The following is a 17,587-nucleotide window of genomic DNA, read 5'->3' on the forward strand; positions in this document are numbered from 1 at the left end:
CTGTGGACTTCAAGAAAACATTTGAAAATTTTAAACAAAAGATAAACGCTAACAAAAAAAATTATGCTATTTTTTGCGTAATAACAGTCATAATTGCCTGGCTAATTTTAGGTAAATTAGGATTAGCTTTAGCAATAGCATACTTTATATTTCAAATAAATAAAGTAAGATCACTGCTTGCTAAACTAAAGAATAAAAATGTAGCTTCTGTTGTAGTGGTTATTGCTACTTTACTAATTTTCGGAAGTATTTTTGGTTTTGCAGAGTTTGTGCAAAGTATGATTAAAAAAGGCATGGCTTCGTATGTACCACAACCTGTAGCTGTTACATCAACAGTTGTAAAAAAATCAGACTGGCAACAAATCATTAATACAATTGGTGAAGCTCAAGCAATCCAATCAACTCAAATTTCATCACAGTCAGGCGGAATTGTTAGCGAAATCAATTTCAAAAGTGGTCAAGAAGTTAAAAAAGGAGATCTGCTTTTCAAATTAGATACTAGCCAATTAAAAGCAAACTTAGAGGAAGCTCTTTCAAAACTAAAACTTGCTAAGATTACTACAGATCGTTATAACAAACTTGTTGAGCAAAGAGCAACATCAAAAGAAACTGCAGATAAAGCCAACGCAGACTACTTAGCGGCTTTAGCCCAAGTACAGAATATCGAATCACAAATTGGCTTTAAAGAAGTTAAAGCTCCTTTTGATGGTAAGATAGGTATTAGAAATATAAGTTTAGGTCAGTACTTTAACAATGGTGATAATGCTGCGACCCTTACAAAGATAGACCCTATTTTCATTACATTTTCAGTACCTCAAAATAGAGTTAGCTTGATAAAAGTTGGTCAAGATATTAGCTTCTTTTCAGACTCATATCCTGGTAAGAAATTCACTGCAAAGATAACAGCTATTAACTCATTTATTAATGACTCAAATAGATCAATCATTGTCCAAGCTACATATAAGAATCCCGAACATCAAATAGTTCCAGGAATGTTTTTAACTGTACATGTGAATCTACCAATAAAGAAAGACTCTATTGTCATCCCAAGAAATGCAATATCATATAGCTTATATGGTGAGTCGGTGTATACATTAAAGCCTGTATTAGATAAAGACGGTAAGCCTGAGAAAGTATCATATACCTCTACAGCTGGTGGTGGGATGAAAACAATCACTCTAGATAAAACGTTATATAAAGTTGGTCAAGATAATGTTAAGGTTTTAGAGACTAGAAATAACCTAGCTCTAGTTGAGGGCATAAAACCTGGAACGACAATAGTTACTTCAGGGCAAAATAAAGTTCAAAAAGGCGGTAACGCGATGCTAAACAATAGCGTGAAGTTAGATAATAACATATATAAGCAAGGAATGTAGTAATGCGTCTTATTGATATTTTCATAAGAAGACCAGTTTTATCTCTTTCAATAAGCTTCATGATTATTGTTGTTGGAGTTGGTTCATTTTTTAACCTACAAATTAGACAATATCCTTACATAGATAGTGCTACTATAACAATTACAACATCATACCCTGGTGCAAACCCTGCTACTATTCAAGCGTTTGTAACTAGACCTATAGAATCAGCAGTAGGTACATCAAAGGGTATTGACTATATGACATCTGAGTCTGCCATCGGGACTAGTACAATTACTGTATATGTAAAACTTGGATACAATTCTAATGATGTTCTATCTGAGGTGGTACAAAATGTAAACTCAGTATTAAACCAACTACCAAAAGATGCTTACTCTCCAGCTATTAAACTAAACCCAGCTGATAACTTCCCATCATTAATTCTTGCCTTTACAAGTAAAACAATGAGTACCTCAGAGATATCAGCGTATATAAACTCTGAGTTAACACCAAAATTACTTGCTCAGGGTGGTCTATCAGAAATAGATGTCTGGGGTAACAAACCTTATGCAATGCGTATATATCCTAATAAATCACGCATGGCAGAGTATGGTATAACCCCTGATGAGTTATCTCAAGCAATTGGAGCTAATAGCTTAGTTTCAGCAGGTGGTCAAATACAGGGCCCATATCTAAACTATACTCTAAATCCCGAGACTAGTATGTCCAAAGCTCAAGACTATGAGAATCTTATTATCAAAAAAAGCGATAATCAAGTAGTCAGACTAAAGGATGTTGCAAAAGTAGAGCTAGGTGCTCAAGACTATAATTCATCAGTATATTTTGATGGTAAAAATGCAGTTCTTGCTGGTGCCGTAGTATCACCTGAAGATAATCCTCTTTCAGTAATTGCAAATTTAGTCAAAGAACTACCAAACATCAAAGCTTCATTACCTAATGGCTTAGATGTTAACATTGCATACAATAGTACACTATACATTGAAAGCTCCATTGATGAAGTTCTGCACACTCTTGCTGAAGCAGTTATTATCGTATCTGTTGTAATGTTCTTATTCTTAGGATCACTAAGAGCAATTATTGTACCAGTGATAGCAATCCCCTTATCTATTATAGGTTCATTCTTTTTAATGAGTATGATGGGATTCTCTATAAATCTTTTAACACTTCTAGCCATGATTCTTGCCATAGGGCTAGTGGTTGATGACGCAATTGTTGTACTAGAGAACATTTATCGTCATATAGAGGAAGGAATGGAGCCTTTCCCTGCGGCTATTAAAGGTGCTAGAGAAATTGCTAACCCAGTGATACTCATGACTTTAACCTTATTAGTAGTTTATGCCCCTATTGGAATGATGGGAGGCTTTACTGGCCAACTATTTACCGAGTTTGCTTACTCGCTTGCTGGAGCTGTACTAATATCTGGTATAGTTGCCTATACACTATCTCCCATGATGTGTTCAAAAGTGCTTAATCGCCAAATGATGAGCACCAAACTAGTAAAGTTTGTTGATTCACTCTTTAGTAAGCTAACAGCAAAATACAAAGCTTTACTAATATTTGTCCTAGAGATAAAACCAGCTATTGCTATAATGGGAATAATTGTACTTATTAGCTGTTTTATAATGGGCACAGGTATCAAATCAGAACTTGCGCCTATTGAAGACCAAGGGTTTATCGCTGTAATGGGACAAGCTCCATCTTCTGCTAACATAAACTACCTAGAAGCATTTAGTAAGAAGCTAAATCAAACACTAGATAGTGTTCCTGGCAAGAAAGCCACATTTATTCTAAATGGTGTAATGGGTTCTAACGTAATATTTGGTGGATTTATCATGAAATCTTGGGATGATAGAAAAACCTCCCAACAGCAGGCTGCTAATATTATTCAATCTAAGGTTACTGAATTACCAGGTATACAAACATATGTACAACAAGTTCCATCTTTACCAGGTATACCTCGAGGAGCTCCTATCTCTATAGTTATCCAAAGTGTTAACGATTATGAGGCTATAAACGACATCACTAATAAAGTAATTAATAAAATGATGAAAAGTGGGCTGTTTGTTTTCGCACAAAGTGATCTTAAATTTGACAACCCTGTTGTTGATATAAATATTGATCGTGAAAAAGCCGGGATCTTAGGCATCACAATGGCAGATATAGCTAAAACACTTGGCTCTTCATATGCTGGTGGCTATATAAACTACTTCTTCCTTAGAGGCTATAGCTTCCAAGTAATCCCTCAATTAGCTAGAAATGAGATGCTTACTCAAGAACAGCTAGGAAATATCTTTATTCGCTCAGATGATGCTTCTGACTTATTTAACTCAGAGGTTCCTCTATCAGCACTAATGACATTTAAAACAAAAGGACAACCTCTAACTCAGAACACTTTCCAGCAGCTAAACTCTGCGACTATTTCTGCGGTGATGTCGCCTGGCGTAACACAAGGACAAGCTATCGACTATGTTAAGAGTGTAATTAGAAGCCAACTACCAGCTGGATTCTCATATAACTTCTCAGGATCAGCTCGCCAATTTGTTGAAAATGGTAACACTATGATGGTGGCCTTTGCTTTTGCAATCGTACTAATCTTCTTAGCATTATCAGCTCAGTTTGAGAGCTTTAGAGATTCCTTAGTTATTCTCGTAACAATTCCTATGGCTATCTCAGGAGCTTTGATTCCACTATATTTTGGTCAATATATTGGTGCAAACTGGGCCTCGCTAAATATCTACACCCAGCTTGGTTTAGTAACCCTAATAGGTCTAATATCAAAACAAGGAATTATGGTGGTTGAGTTTGCTAACCACTTACAAAAACATGAAGGCCTAAACAAGTATGACGCTATTGTTACATCATCATCTCAGCGTCTAAGACCAATCTTAATGACTGTATCTGCAATGGTTGTTGGTGTGATACCTCTTGTTACATCCTCTGGTGCTGGTGCTGTCAGTAGAAACTGTATTGGTGTTGTTATATCAAGTGGACTTGTTATTGGTGCTCTTTTCTCTTTATTTGTTTTACCTGTTGTATACATGTATATTGCTAGTGATAAATCAAAATCTGTCAAACTAGAAATCGAGCAACAAAAAATAGTCGATGAACTTGGAAAGAATGATTCAACACACTAATTCCCTCTTAAATTTAATTCTCAATATAAGTAAGCATCAATAACAAGTTCTTAATTACTTAGTGTAAAAACCTTGATTTTATAGAAATTATAAAAATTTCTATTTTGAATAATTTTTGTTTCTTTGGTATGCTAATAACTTTGAAACATCTAATTAATATTTTTATGAATGAATCACACTTACCTAAATCAAATCATTTAATTGCTATTGCTTGGGTAATATGTCTAATTGCAACTTTAAATTATAGTTATGATTTCTTTATTCGAGCTGCTCCAGGAGTGATGGCTGAAGATCTTAAAAATGCTTTTAATATAGGTGATGCTAAAATTGGCTGGCTTTCTTCAGCATACTTTATCTCTTACACTATAATGCAAATTCCCGCAGGAGTAATATTAGATAAATACAATCGTAAGACAGTAATTAGTATTGCAACAGCTCTTTGTGTCTTAGGAAACTACCTATTCTCTGCTACTAACTATTATGAAGTTGCCTTTTTAGGTAGAATACTTATGGGAGTTGGCTCAGCATTTGGTTTTATTGGTGCTGCGAAAATGGCTGGCATGTGGTTACCACAAAGATTTTTCTCAACATTTATAGGCTTTACAACAGTTATTGGTATTCTTGGTGGATTATTCACTGATGTCTTTCTTTCAAACTTAGTCACCAACCTTGGCTGGAAACAAGGTAATGCTATTTTTACTTACTTTGGAGTAGCTCTTTTTTTACTCATAGTCATTTTCATTAAAGATAATAAAAAGCATGTAGAAAAATTCACACACTTCAGTCAATCTAGCTTCTCAGAAACTCTCATAAAGTTATTCCAAATTATTATGAATCCTAAGTTTTGGGTTGCTAGTTTAATCGGTGCTAGTATCTTTATGCCAATCAATGTTCTTGGTTCTCTTTGGGGTGTTGGACTAATAGAAGCTAAACTAAATGTTAATCAAGCTGTAGCATCTCATTTAAATAGTTTCCTATTCGCTGGAGCTGCTATTGGATTTGCAGTTTTTGGAGTTATTAGTGCTTATACTAATCGTTTTAGATTCTTATTAATTTTAAGCTTAGTATCATCAGGATTGCTAATAATAGCTATCGCATATATACCTATGACCCAAGATTTATTTATCGTTTTATATTTAGCACTTGGTATTATGGCTGGACCTCAGGCAATAACGTTTGCTATCGCAAAAATTATATCTCCGCCTGGGACTTCTGCATCAAGTACGGCAGGTGTAAATATGATAAATAATATATTGCCTGTTATACTTCTACCAGGCATTGGGTATATACTATCTCTTTCACAAGGAGTTGCCCATACGCTATCATATAATCAATCATTTGATATAATCATAGCAATCTTATCAGGATTATTACTAATTTGTGTACCTTTTGCATTCTTACTTCCAAAAGAGATTAATGCTTAGGTCAAATAAGCTCTTCAGGATATGGGTTTAGATAGCTTTGTTTAGCTAAGTAAGGTAACTCAAGCTCTAAAAGATACATCTTTATAATACTTACTGGTACATCCCATGAGATCTTGCAATCTTTATATTTATTTAATATCTCTTGAAGATACTGGCGTTGAGATTTAGAGATTTTCTTATTTATCTCACGTAAAACATTTTGTAAGGCCATATAGTGAGCCCCTCTTTTTGCTGGAGATGCTATTGCCTGCATAAATAACTCTACATATTTTTGTTTAATCTCATCAAGGTCTGCCTTACCGCCAGCCTCAGAGAGCATATTACCTAAAACTTTCTTGATCTTATTATTATGCATTCTCAGTAGTATTTTATGTCTTGAATGATACTCCATCATCTCAGTAATACTAGAGCAATTCATGAAAACACTTTTCAAATCATAATAACAAAAGACTTTACGCAAAAAATGATCCTTTAAAGTTTTATCTGTAAGCTTTCCATCATCTTCTATTGGTAATAATGGATCATACTCCCTAAGAGCTCTAACAAATAATCCGTCAGCCTTAATACCTGTATAACCATGATTTTCATCAAACACTCTAGCTGTTGCAACTCCACAACTAGGAGATTTAGCTTTTAAAATAAATCCATAAACAGTACCTAAATTTGCTACTAACTTATCAACAGCTTGCTTAAGCTTATCTGTAACATCAACATGAGTTTTATTTGTTTTAACTGCCAATAAATTCTTTTGAATATCTTCTACTAAAAATAGTGTTGGTCTTGGTACTCCTAAACCTGCAGCAACTTCAGGACACACCACTTTATAGTCAAAATAATCTGCATAGACTCCAGTTATATATGACTTATGGCAATTACCTCCATTGTAGCGAACATTATTTCCAACTAAGCAACTACTCACACCTATAGATATTTTACTCATCTGCTACCAAATAATAGTTATACTAATGTTTTTAATTTTGACACTGTCCTCAAACTAAAGCAAGACGATTCATTTACATACGTTATATATAAATCTAAGAAAAAAGTTAAATTAACCCTTTTTAGACAAAATTAATAATATGTGCTGAAGAAAGTTGGCATCAATCCGTATGGTATGATAGATTACACACATTCAAATTAGGCAGTGACATTCTTCACCTAGATATGGAAGAAAAACTGTACCTTTAAACACCCAAGCTTGAATAGATTTTAAATAAACCATATGAGTTTAGCCTTACACGCAAACTCTTTTAATTCGTTGAGAATAGACTATGAACTTTTATACAATTTTTGTGACGATATTTCTACTAATGGATGGTATCGGTAATATCCCAATTTTCTTAAGTATTCTTAGAAAATATAACCCTAGTGATCAAAGAAGAATAATAATAAGAGAGATGATCATAGCCTTTTTGATACTTAGCCTATTTTTCTTTTGTGGTAAGGCAATCTTAGGATTAATGAACATCTCTGTTGCCGCAGTACAAGTATCTGGAGGTGTAATTTTATTCGTTATGGCACTAAAAATGATATACCCTAGCAATGAAAATATGAGACCAGAGGATGATACTGATCCTTTTATTGTTCCTCTCGCAATTCCCTTAATGGCTGGCCCATCAAGTATTGCTATGGTTATGATTATCGCTCAGCATAATAGTATAGGCATGTGGCTTAGCTGGCTATCGATAATCTTAGCTTGCCTTGCTACTTTATTAATTCTTCTAATCGCACCATTTCTAAAGCGTATATTAGGAAGAAGAGGTATGCGAGCAATTGAGAGACTTATGGGGATGATACTAACGATTATCAGTACACAAATGATAATAACGGGAGTTCTTCAAGCAATAAAATATCATTAAATTTATCTATTCAAATGATGTCGCTATATCTAGAATCTCATTTAGTCGCTTATCAGTATCAGCAATAACTAAAATCATAACTTTATGATTAAGCTCAAGATTTCCTATACATGTAATAATAACCCCTTCACTATCGCCATATTTATAATCAACACCTTTAGATTTCAAATATCTATGATAATCATCTATTGTTGAATCTTTCGGTACAATTACATTGTTATGCCCAACCCAAGGTTTATCTTGACCATTACGCAACTCATAAGCCAAAAATCCTGCGTATATTGCACCAGTCTGTCTTGCATTAACCTCTAAGACATATGGAACTATTTTACCATCTATCTTACGTATCAAAAGATCAACCCCAACAATCCCACGAACTCCCATATCACGTAGAATCTCTGTTACTTCATCACACATTTCAATAACAGCAGGTTCATCACTAAATTCTGATTTATACTTGTTTCCTAAATGAGTTTGACCATCTAACATCTGATCACTAAGTCCTAAACAAATATCGTCCTCTTTCTTATCTCCAATACTTACTTGAAACGCAGGTGATCCAAGATTATCCAGCCAAGGATCAATCATAAATATTTCCACTCTTCGCATAAGTTTTAAAATCTCTCTTAACTCTTTTTCACTTTGGAATCTATGAATACCATAACCTGAACATGCTCTAGGCATAATTACAGCACACTCATATATACCTTTGTTTTCATATTTACGATATATTTTTAGGGCTTTTTTAACATAGTCATCATCAGAAACTGTTGAGATTATATTTACACTAGGAACAAGTATTCCTTTATCATGTAACATCTGTCTTAAGAAAGATTTATCATTTAAAAACTGCGATAACGCCTCTGATAGGCCATAGTTTTTCTTATATTTAATGCCAAGCAACTCAACTGCGGTAGCTGAAGTAAAAGGTACAAGACTAGTATACTCAGGATTACTAAATTCTGAAATCTGATCTGCATAATTCATAACAATTGTTGAAAACCTATAATGCTCATTATGCAAAAAGATAAAGTTGTCCATACTTATATACTCAAAGCCAATCTTATTAAAATAAGCAACAATCTTTTCAACTTCATCTTGGCTTTTCTTAGGCAAGATTATCTTATGATCTTTAGCAAGTAAGCACAGTGTACGCGTAACATATTTATCTACAAAAGAGCTAACTAAGTCTGCCCCATATATATCTGTAGTATTTGGTATATGAATAGCTTTTTTGCCCCAAATTTTCTCAGAAATAGAGTTTGTTGTTTTTACTGCCATAAATTATGCACCTTTTAATTGTTGTTGTTTACGCGTATCAGCAACAGCTTTAGCAAAAGCTTCAGCCATTGTTAGTAATTTATTTTTATCAACTTCTAAATTAGCTATATCATACTCTTCATCATCTGTTGTTACTTTAGATATAAGATCTTTAGGTATATCAATACAAACCGTCTCTAATTCACAAACAAGATAATGTGCTACTAAATGCTCAGCTAAAATATATGGTTTATCATATTGTATATCTATGCCTATAGCTTCTAGCTCTCGTGATAATGACTCTAGCAACATTTTAGAAGCAAAAATTCCATTACGAGCATCTCCCGTAAAAAGCTCTGTTATTCTCTTTTCACCTTCTATATGTGCTTTTTTATATAAATCAATATATTGCTCTAATGTATCTGGGGTTTCTATTATTGCCTCAGAGTATCTTTCTTGGATAACATTTGGCGAATAGCTAGACATTGTATGTAAGTCTATAGATACTGCATTATAACTTTTAGCAACAGCTACGACATGACAAAGTTTCTCCATGTATTCATCATAAAGTTTAATTAATGAATCTTTTAGTTCAAGGTGCTGATCATAGTCGATAATATTTCTTATGCAGTTTGGATATAATCTGCCTGCATCTAATACTGAACGTGGAAACGTTGGTTCCATGATCAAAGTATACAGACCATATTCACAGTATAACTTCTGAGCAATAGCATGGCTAAGAGAATATGTACCAAAATCATATTCAATTGCTAGAAAATCATCAAAAGCTTGTTTTTCTAATTTTATTAACTGTTTTATAGCAGGATAATCAAACTCAATGAAGTTACTCCCAATCTCTGCATGAGGACAAGTTAAAACAAGATCAAAACGAAGATCTTCATCTGTATAGAAGTATAAAGTCGCCGACTCATAATACTTTGTGTAGAAAGGCTTAGCTATTTTGCTCATATAAATTTAGTAAAACTATACACTCTTATGTAATTCTTTAAATATTATAAATCATTATAACAACTATAAAACTAATAATAAATTTCAAAATTCTTTATAATGTAAGCAATAAGATGAATAAACATTCAAGTTGTATATTTTTTATGAGAGATAAAAAAGAAGGTTCAATACTAAGTTTCTTAGTCGTTTCTTTTGCCAGTTTTTTTGCGGTATTTATGCTTGTCATATCCATATTTAGTTTTTACCAAGTCAAGCATCAAAATGATGCTCTTTTTGATTATCAGCTAAAATCTGCCGCTCAGGTTATTGAAACTGTGCTAAAAATATATCCTCTAGAGCGAGATAAAAATGCTACAAATATGATAGTAAATAAAATATCCTCATCTTTTTTAGATATTAAAAATCATAATGAAAGTGTTGGATTTATTGTTTATGATCTTAAACATAAAAAATTATTCCTAAAAACATCAAACCTACCCATTTTTAACAAAGATTATCAAAAGCTTATTTCTAGAACAGGGTTTGATTGGTTTTATAGCTATGCTTCAGGTAAACAAAGACACTGGTATACCTACACATTAAAAACAGACAACGACAAGGTTATTACAATATTTGCCAACAATGATGTAAAGGATAAAGTTTCTCGACAAATAATATTTAAGTTTGCAATACTGTTAGCCTCAACATACATAATTCTTATTGCATTTATATACTACATCCTAAAAACAGCTCTTCACCCACTTGAACGCATAAATAGACGTGTTGCAAAGATCAATCCACGCAAAAATGAGAAGCTAGATGAAGATATTATCCCTTATGAGATTAAATCATTAGTTGAGCAAATAAACTCTTTAATAGAAAAGTTCCATGAGACATTAGAAAGAGAAAAACGCTTCTCTGGTGATGCTGCACATGAGTTAAAAACACCGATAGCAGGAGTTAAAACATTAGTTCAAATAGCTCTTGCGTCTGATGACATCGAAGAAATCAAGCAAAAGCTGGAGAAAATTGAAAACTCAACTAATAGGTATTCACATATTATTGATCAATTATTAACACTAAGTAGAATCCAACCAAATGAGCAAATTACGTTTGGTAAAAAACTCATGATTAATAAAACTCTTGAAACCCTTATCGCTGAAAATGCCATAAAAGCTATCGAGAAAAATATAGAGGTTTCATTTTTCCCTTGTGAAAAACAAATCTATTGTTATAGTAATGATTATTTACTTGGGATAATGTTTAAAAATCTAATTTCTAATGCGATCAAATACACCCCTAATGGTGGAAGTATTGAAATACACTCCTATAAAGAAAATAGTAATATTATCGTTGAAATAAAAGATAATGGTATTGGTGTTCCACCTGAAAATATCGATAGAATTTTTGATAGATTTTATCGTGAAACAGGAACTGGTGAAGAAGGTAGTGGATTAGGTTTAGCAATTGTTACAGAAATTGTAAGACTACATCATGGTCAAATTTATGCCCAAAATAATACTGATCAAACAGGGCTTACTGTAACTGTTAAAATACCAACGAATTATCATTCCGAAGCTTAATAGGAGTTTATTAAAAAAGAGTTTTATATATTTAAAAATATCTCTCTAAGGCTTTTTGCATCTTGAGATCTTCAAAGACAAATCCTTTTGACATTAATCTTGTAGGTCTAATATTTTGACTTGAAAGCAACAACTCTTCCCCCATCTGACCAAATAATAATTTAACCATAAAAGTAGGCATCTTTAATATGTGCTTTTTGACTAAATATTTCCTTAATAGTTTTACTAGTACTTGATGCTGACAGACATTTGGTGATGTAAGATTAAATATCTCTTTATTATCAAGTTTATTATCTATCACAAACTCAAAGGCTCTGCACAAATCATGTATACTGACCCAGCTCATATAGTTATGTCCATCACCAAGCATCGTAACGAAACCAAACTTAGCTGACATAGACATCTTTTCCAAAGCTCCTCCATTGCCGATAACCACACCAAAACGAAAAATCGTATATCTTTGAAGTTTAGAGGCAACCAAACATTTCTCCCACTTATCAACAACCTCTTGACCAAAAGTTAGCTTATCATAGTCTCTATTATGGTTATCTTCGTCTTGGATTAGTTTAGAAAAATTGTAGTATCCAATCGCACTAGCATTCATTAGCCAAATATCTTTATCTCCAATAAGTTCAACTAGTTTATTTGTAGGCTCTATACGACTTGATAATATTTTCTTTTTGACACTCTTACTCCAACGTTTCTCTCCAATATTGTAACCACATAAATTTATTACAATATCATAGTTAGCAATATTGTCTTGTGTTAGATTAGCCCATGTAATTAAATCATTATAGTTACCTAAATCTTTCTTCTCTGATCTAGTCAGCAAAGTTAGTTTATACTTTTGACCTAGATATTTAGATAGCTCTCTACCAACAAACCCTGAGCCTCCTGCTATTAGTATCTTCATACATACTCCATAATATTTTCTTAGCCTCACTTACAATTATATTGATAAAATCATACTAATGAACATTACAATTTATTAATCTTATAGAAATCAACTTGAGAATATAGTTTTGATATGAGAATCTATAGGTAGAAATTTAGCCCTCCCAGCTGAAAACCACTAGCCCATGAGGCTAGATTTTAATAACTAAACAAACAAGAGGTTTTCCTATGTACTGGGTCGAGATTCTTTCAAGAATACAATTTGCTTTCACAGTAAGTTTCCATATACTTTTCCCCGCCTTTAGTATTGGATTATCAACATTTTTGATGATCTTTGAGGCTCTATGGTTAATAACAAAAAATGACAAATACTTATCTATAGTCAAATTTTGGACAAAAATATTTGCTCTGACATTTGGTATGGGTGTCGTTTCAGGTATCGTTATGGAGTTTCAATTTGGTGCTAACTGGGCAGGCTTTGCAGAGAAAGTAGGCCCTGTACTTGGTTCTTTATTTACCTATGAAGTTCTAACAGCATTCTTTATTGAAGCTGGTGCTCTTGGAATAATGATATTTGGTTGGGGAAGAATTAATAAATATGTCCATTTCTTAGCAAATTTCACTATCTTTGTTGGTGTTACATTATCAGCTTTTTGGATATTATCAGCAAACTCTTGGATGCAAACTCCAGATGGAGTTCACTATATAAACGGTAGGTTTGAAGTTTATAGCTGGTATCACGTGATATTTAACCCATCTGTAATACCTAGATACATACATATGCTTTTAGCAGCTTATCTAAGTACTTTAATGGTTATTTTAGGTGTCAGTGCATATTACATGTTAAAAGACAAGCACCACTCATTTGCCAAAACTTGTATTAAGTTTTCAGTCATATCTATATTGGTACTAAGCTTGACTCAACTTATGGTTGGCGATGATGTTGGTAGAGAGGTTCATGAGAATCAACCACTAAAAACTGCTGCTATAGAAGGAGTCTGGAACACTCAAAAAGGAGCTCCTTTTGTAGTTTTTGCATACCCAAGTGAGTCTCAAGAGAAGAATCTATTCGCTATAGAAATCCCTAAACTTGCATCTTTAATAAATACCCATGAGCTTGATGGTGAGTTAATTGGTCTAAAATCAGTTCCTGAAAAAGACAGACCTGTTGTTGCTGTAGTATTTTATAGCTTTAGAATAATGGTTGGTATCGGAACTCTGATGATTTTAATTGGCCTTATTGGTACAACTCTACTAGCAAGGAAAAAAGTACATTCTGCAAAATGGTTCCTTAGAATTTGTACACTAACAACTCCTCTAGGCTTTGTTGCTATTATTACAGGATGGTTTACCGCAGAGTTTGGTAGACAGCCATGGGTTGTTTATAACATTCTTAGAACACAATACTCTGTGAGTGATATTAGCTTTTGGCAAGTTTTTGCATCACTAGCTTCGATAATCATCGTTTACTTTATCATATTTGGTTACTTTTACTTCAAGTATCTAATAAGGATTATAAAGGGTGGACCAAATGCTCCAGGAGAAGAAAGAATGCCTTACTCATATTTTCAATCTGTTGAAAAAAATGTAAGCGAGGAGGAATAAGATATGGATTTAGCACTAATTTGGTTAATGATAATTGCATTCGCCCTACTGTTATATGTGATTTTAGATGGTTTTGCTCTAGGTATGGGAATATTATTTCCCTTCTTAGATAATCATCAAAGAGATATTGCAACGAGTATCTTATTACCAACATGGGATGGCAACCAGACATGGCTAGTTTTTGCTCTAGCATGCTTTTACGGTATGTTCCCCATTGCCTTTGCATACATTTTCCCTAAAATATATCTATCAGCTATTTTACTTGTAGTAATGATATTATTAAGGGGTATATGCTTCGAATTTAGACTAAAATCCTCGCAAAAAGGTATTGAAAATTGGGACCGCTTATTTTTTATATCATCTTTTGCAGCGACTTTCTTACAAGGCTATATAGTTGGAGAATTAATCGTTGGATTCCCTCATGGTGCTCTATATGATATAGGATTTTCTTCTGTTACAGGCTTAACTCTAGTCTTTGGTTATGCTCTATTAGGAGCTACTCGCTTAATACTAAAAACAGAAGATGACCTATTTATCAAAGCTAAACAGTTTGCTAAGAAATGTTCTAAAGTTTTGGTTATTCTAATGATTGTGATTGGTATAATTACACCATTATACGTTAAACTTCCTTTTGATAATTTATATAAAATGATAATTCTAGGGGAGTTATTTGCGCTTACAATAGTATGTGCATTTGTCTTAATAAAAGCTGTTGATGCAAAAAATCATGCTTTAGCTTATTGGCTTGCGGTTGGTATTTTTATATTTACTTATATAAGTATGTTAACACTCATTTTTCCTTATATAATTCCTTACGAAATAACTTACTTACAAGCCAAAGCTAGTGATACAACTTTATTGTTTACACTAATACCTGCGATTATTATGATACCTCTATTACTACTTTATACAAGTTATGCGTACTATATTTTTAGAGGGAAAACAAAAGAGAAGTTAAGCTATTAGGAGAACTAATTTGAAAACTCTCAAAAACATTGATCTTTACTTAGGATACTTAGGACTAATCCCTTTCATTTTTTTAACAGTTTGTCTAACTTATAACTATGATTTCTCTATATTTGGCAATAACTCTAAAGCTATTTGTAGTTACGGCCTAGTGATCGCTAGTTTTCTTGCTAGCACACACTGGGGGCGACAAATGAACCTAGCTGATCCTAGTAAAAAACTAATACTAACAATCAGTAGCAACATAAATGTCATAGCAATATGGCTAGCATATCTTAGTTTAGATGCAAAAACCTTTGTCTTTGTACTAGCCATAGAGTTTCTAGTATTACTCAAAATCGACTACTATATTTATAAGGCAAAACTTACTGAATATAGGTACTTCTTCTGCATTAGACTACCTATAACAACCATTGTAGTGATATTACTTGGAATATCATGGAGTGTAATATGAAAAAAGTTGCTATCATTGGTGCTGGTTTAGCAGGATTAACTGTCGCGAATACCTTAAAAGGCTTAGCTGACATAACAATCTATGAGAAAGCTCGAGGTGTAAGTGGTAGGATGTCTACAAGATATGCTGACCCTTACTACTTTGACCATGGAGCTCAATATTTCACAGCAAAATCTCCTGAGTTTAAAGCCTTTATTCAACCTTTACTTAATAAAGGAATCATAAAGAATTGGCAAGCTGATTTTGTTGAAATAAAAGAGAGCAGAATAGTAAATAAAAAAACTTGGAATGATGAGTATAACCACTATATTGGCTGCCCAAGAATGAATACAGTAGCTCAATATTTAGCCAAAGACTTAAATATTCTGTTAAACACTAGAGTTTCAAAAATAACAAAATCAAATCAGCAATGGTTTCTTTATGATGATAACGGTAGGCACTTAGGTGAGTATGACTGGGTTGTCTTAGCCATACCATCCGACCAGTTAAGAGAGGTCCTTCCAATAAAGACCAGCTTTTTTAATCAGATAACATCTATAAAAATGAGTGGTTGCTTTTCATTAATGCTTGGTTACAGTCGTAAAATCAACTTAGGTTTTGATACAGCTCTAGTTCATGATGAAATAGTTAGCTGGATATCTCTAAACAGCTCAAAGCCTGATCGAAATACTCCTAGCTGTCTACTAATCCATTCATCAAACCAATGGGCTGATCAGCATATTGATGATCAGCGAGAGCAGATTCTTGATATAGTTTTTGATAGAGTCAAAAATATCTTAAACATTGATCTTTCAAACCCTGACTATAAAACTCTACATGCTTGGCGCTATGCAAATATACAAAAGCAAAATACCCAAGGATATTTTATAGATGGGCTTCAAAATATAGCAGCTTGTGGAGACTGGTGTATTAAGGGCCGAGTAGAATCGGCTTTTACAAGTGGTTCTAAACTAGCTAATCAGATAAAAACTATTATTTCTTAATCTTAATTTCACTTACTACCTTACCACAATATACTTAGCGGCTTCTTCAGCTGTAATTGTTCCAGCCTTAAGTAGATTTTCTATACTATGTTCCATTGTTGACATTCCTTTTGAAGTCCCAGTCTGCAATGCTGTATAAATCTGAGAAAGTTTATTCTCTTTTATCATATTTCGAATACCAGAGTTAGAAATAAGTACTTCATAACTAGCTACTCGGCCACCACCTTTACGTTTAAGTAGTCTTTGAGAAATGACTATCTGTAGAGATTCAGCTAACATATTTCGCACTAGCTCTTGCTCAGCGGGAGGAAACACCGAAATAACCCTATCAACAGTTTTAATAGCAGACATGGTATGTAAAGTTCCTAAAACCAAATGCCCAGTCTCAGCAGCCTCTAATGCTAGGCGAATAGTTTCTAAGTCCCTCATCTCACCGACAAGGATACAATCTGGATCCTCCCTAAGAGCTGATTTTAACGCTGCATTAAAGCTTTTAGTATCTCTTTTTACTTCACGTTGATTCACCAATGCTCTTTGACTAACATGAACAAATTCAACAGGGTCCTCAATAGTTAAGATATGTGAGTCTTCTTTTTGGTTTATCTCGTTAACTAATGCTGCTAACGTACTACTTTTACCAGACCCTGTAGGCCCGGTTACGAGGATTAATCCACCTTTTTTAGCTTGTACATCTTTAAGAATACTTGGAGCCCCAAACTGGTCTAATGTAGGAATTTTATTCTCTAAACGACGAAAAACAGCCCCATATCCCCTATTATGGAAAAACGCATTAACCCTAAATCTAGCATCATTTTCTTTATCATCAATAGAAAAATCACACTCATAAGTATCAACTAGTTCTTCTTTTTGATCATCAGTCATTATCTCTAAGAGCATTTGAGAAATCATTTTATCGTTTAATATTGGAGATGATTCTATATCAATCAAATCTCCATCTATTCTATATTTAGCTTTACAGCCAGAAGAAAGATGCAAATCTGATGCCTTTTTCTGTACACAAATAGTTAGTAGCTTTCTTATCATATATGTAAAATAGAGTCTAAATTACCTGTAATAATAAAACTTTATCACTAATAAAGA

14 protein-coding genes are annotated in these 17,587 nt (G+C 33.4%); 9 read left to right on the forward strand and 5 right to left on the reverse strand.

The window, feature by feature from the left end:
• Window positions 1-2 precede the first annotated feature (2 nt).
• From FIP56_RS09200 to FIP56_RS09210, 3 genes are all read left to right on the forward strand, one after another.
• Window positions 3-1,376, forward strand: a complete 1,374-nt coding sequence (locus FIP56_RS09200; RefSeq protein ID WP_192578610.1) for an efflux RND transporter periplasmic adaptor subunit — start codon at window positions 3-5, stop codon at window positions 1,374-1,376.
• Window positions 1,377-1,378: 2 nt separating this feature from the next.
• On the forward strand, window positions 1,379-4,510 hold the full coding sequence (locus tag FIP56_RS09205) for an efflux RND transporter permease subunit (protein ID WP_192578611.1): 3,132 nt from the start codon (window positions 1,379-1,381) through the stop codon (window positions 4,508-4,510).
• 164 nt (window positions 4,511-4,674) lie between these two features.
• Window positions 4,675-5,934, forward strand: coding sequence for an MFS transporter (locus FIP56_RS09210; protein WP_192578612.1), 1,260 nt, complete (start codon window positions 4,675-4,677; stop codon window positions 5,932-5,934).
• Between the two features lies 1 nt (window position 5,935).
• Here FIP56_RS09210 and FIP56_RS09215 read toward each other — a convergent pair whose 3' ends face one another.
• Entirely contained in the window at window positions 5,936-6,874 is a 939-nt protein-coding gene (locus tag FIP56_RS09215; protein ID WP_192578613.1) for a DUF523 and DUF1722 domain-containing protein, read from the reverse strand.
• A gap of 331 nt (window positions 6,875-7,205) precedes the next feature.
• Here FIP56_RS09215 and FIP56_RS09220 point away from each other — a divergent pair, with 331 nt between their 5' ends.
• On the forward strand, window positions 7,206-7,793 hold the full coding sequence (locus FIP56_RS09220) for a MarC family protein (protein ID WP_192578614.1): 588 nt from the start codon (window positions 7,206-7,208) through the stop codon (window positions 7,791-7,793).
• A 6-nt stretch (window positions 7,794-7,799) separates the two neighbouring features.
• On the opposite strand, the gene FIP56_RS09225 is transcribed toward FIP56_RS09220, so the two are convergent.
• Both FIP56_RS09225 and FIP56_RS09230 read right to left on the reverse strand, forming a co-directional pair.
• On the reverse strand, window positions 7,800-9,074 hold the full coding sequence (locus FIP56_RS09225; RefSeq protein WP_192578615.1) for an ATP-grasp domain-containing protein: 1,275 nt from the start codon (window positions 9,072-9,074) through the stop codon (window positions 7,800-7,802).
• 3 nt (window positions 9,075-9,077) lie between these two features.
• The gene (locus tag FIP56_RS09230) at window positions 9,078-10,022 is read right to left on the reverse strand and encodes a hypothetical protein (RefSeq protein WP_192578616.1); all 945 of its coding nucleotides are present in this window, start codon (window positions 10,020-10,022) and stop codon (window positions 9,078-9,080) included.
• 113 nt (window positions 10,023-10,135) lie between these two features.
• Between FIP56_RS09230 and FIP56_RS09235 the strand changes: the two genes are divergently transcribed.
• Complete coding sequence (locus FIP56_RS09235) at window positions 10,136-11,584, forward strand: HAMP domain-containing sensor histidine kinase (RefSeq protein ID WP_209451840.1); 1,449 nt, start codon at window positions 10,136-10,138, stop codon at window positions 11,582-11,584.
• Window positions 11,585-11,615: 31 nt separating this feature from the next.
• On the opposite strand, the gene FIP56_RS09240 is transcribed toward FIP56_RS09235, so the two are convergent.
• The gene (locus tag FIP56_RS09240) at window positions 11,616-12,497 is read right to left on the reverse strand and encodes a TIGR01777 family oxidoreductase (RefSeq protein WP_192578618.1); all 882 of its coding nucleotides are present in this window, start codon (window positions 12,495-12,497) and stop codon (window positions 11,616-11,618) included.
• Window positions 12,498-12,706: 209 nt separating this feature from the next.
• Between FIP56_RS09240 and FIP56_RS09245 the strand changes: the two genes are divergently transcribed.
• Genes FIP56_RS09245 through FIP56_RS09260 form a run of 4 tightly spaced genes read left to right on the forward strand, consistent with a single transcriptional unit; the run spans window position 12,707 to window position 16,486 of the window.
• A complete protein-coding gene (locus FIP56_RS09245; RefSeq protein WP_192578619.1) occupies window positions 12,707-14,083 on the forward strand; it encodes a cytochrome ubiquinol oxidase subunit I in 1,377 nt (458 codons plus the stop codon).
• 3 nt (window positions 14,084-14,086) lie between these two features.
• Window positions 14,087-15,049 carry a cytochrome d ubiquinol oxidase subunit II gene (locus FIP56_RS09250; RefSeq protein WP_192578620.1) on the forward strand — a complete coding sequence of 321 codons (963 nt, stop codon included), beginning with the start codon at window positions 14,087-14,089 and terminating at the stop codon, window positions 15,047-15,049.
• 10 nt (window positions 15,050-15,059) lie between these two features.
• Complete coding sequence (locus FIP56_RS09255; RefSeq protein WP_192578621.1) at window positions 15,060-15,503, forward strand: DUF3429 domain-containing protein; 444 nt, start codon at window positions 15,060-15,062, stop codon at window positions 15,501-15,503.
• Complete coding sequence (locus FIP56_RS09260) at window positions 15,500-16,486, forward strand: FAD-dependent oxidoreductase (RefSeq protein WP_192578622.1); 987 nt, start codon at window positions 15,500-15,502, stop codon at window positions 16,484-16,486. The genes FIP56_RS09255 and FIP56_RS09260 overlap by 4 nt, the downstream gene beginning before the upstream one ends.
• A 15-nt stretch (window positions 16,487-16,501) precedes the next feature.
• Here the strand turns inward: FIP56_RS09260 and FIP56_RS09265 are convergent, their stop codons facing one another.
• Window positions 16,502-17,530: a type IV pilus twitching motility protein PilT gene (locus FIP56_RS09265; protein ID WP_192578623.1), complete on the reverse strand. Its 1,029-nt coding sequence runs from the start codon at window positions 17,528-17,530 to the stop codon at window positions 16,502-16,504.
• Between the last annotated feature and the right edge of the window lie 57 nt (window positions 17,531-17,587).

Source organism: Francisella sp. LA112445, from assembly GCF_012224145.1.
GTDB lineage: Bacteria > Pseudomonadota > Gammaproteobacteria > Francisellales > Francisellaceae > Francisella.

What these genes read in the sequence shown, in the direction of transcription:
- FIP56_RS09205 (WP_192578611.1), top strand. Translation starts at nt 1,379, where the DNA reads ATGCGTCTTATTGATATTTTCATAAGAAGACCAGTTTTATCTCTTTCA.
- FIP56_RS09210 (WP_192578612.1), top strand. Translation starts at nt 4,675, where the DNA reads ATGAATGAATCACACTTACCTAAATCAAATCATTTAATTGCTATTGCT.
- FIP56_RS09215 (WP_192578613.1), bottom strand. Translation starts at nt 6,874, where the DNA reads ATGAGTAAAATATCTATAGGTGTGAGTAGTTGCTTAGTTGGAAATAAT.
- FIP56_RS09220 (WP_192578614.1), top strand. Translation starts at nt 7,206, where the DNA reads ATGAACTTTTATACAATTTTTGTGACGATATTTCTACTAATGGATGGT.
- FIP56_RS09225 (WP_192578615.1), bottom strand. Translation starts at nt 9,074, where the DNA reads ATGGCAGTAAAAACAACAAACTCTATTTCTGAGAAAATTTGGGGCAAA.
- FIP56_RS09230 (WP_192578616.1), bottom strand. Translation starts at nt 10,022, where the DNA reads ATGAGCAAAATAGCTAAGCCTTTCTACACAAAGTATTATGAGTCGGCG.
- FIP56_RS09235 (WP_209451840.1), top strand. Translation starts at nt 10,136, where the DNA reads ATGAATAAACATTCAAGTTGTATATTTTTTATGAGAGATAAAAAAGAA.
- FIP56_RS09240 (WP_192578618.1), bottom strand. Translation starts at nt 12,497, where the DNA reads ATGAAGATACTAATAGCAGGAGGCTCAGGGTTTGTTGGTAGAGAGCTA.
- FIP56_RS09245 (WP_192578619.1), top strand. Translation starts at nt 12,707, where the DNA reads ATGTACTGGGTCGAGATTCTTTCAAGAATACAATTTGCTTTCACAGTA.
- FIP56_RS09250 (WP_192578620.1), top strand. Translation starts at nt 14,087, where the DNA reads ATGGATTTAGCACTAATTTGGTTAATGATAATTGCATTCGCCCTACTG.
- FIP56_RS09260 (WP_192578622.1), top strand. Translation starts at nt 15,500, where the DNA reads ATGAAAAAAGTTGCTATCATTGGTGCTGGTTTAGCAGGATTAACTGTC.
- FIP56_RS09265 (WP_192578623.1), bottom strand. Translation starts at nt 17,530, where the DNA reads ATGATAAGAAAGCTACTAACTATTTGTGTACAGAAAAAGGCATCAGAT.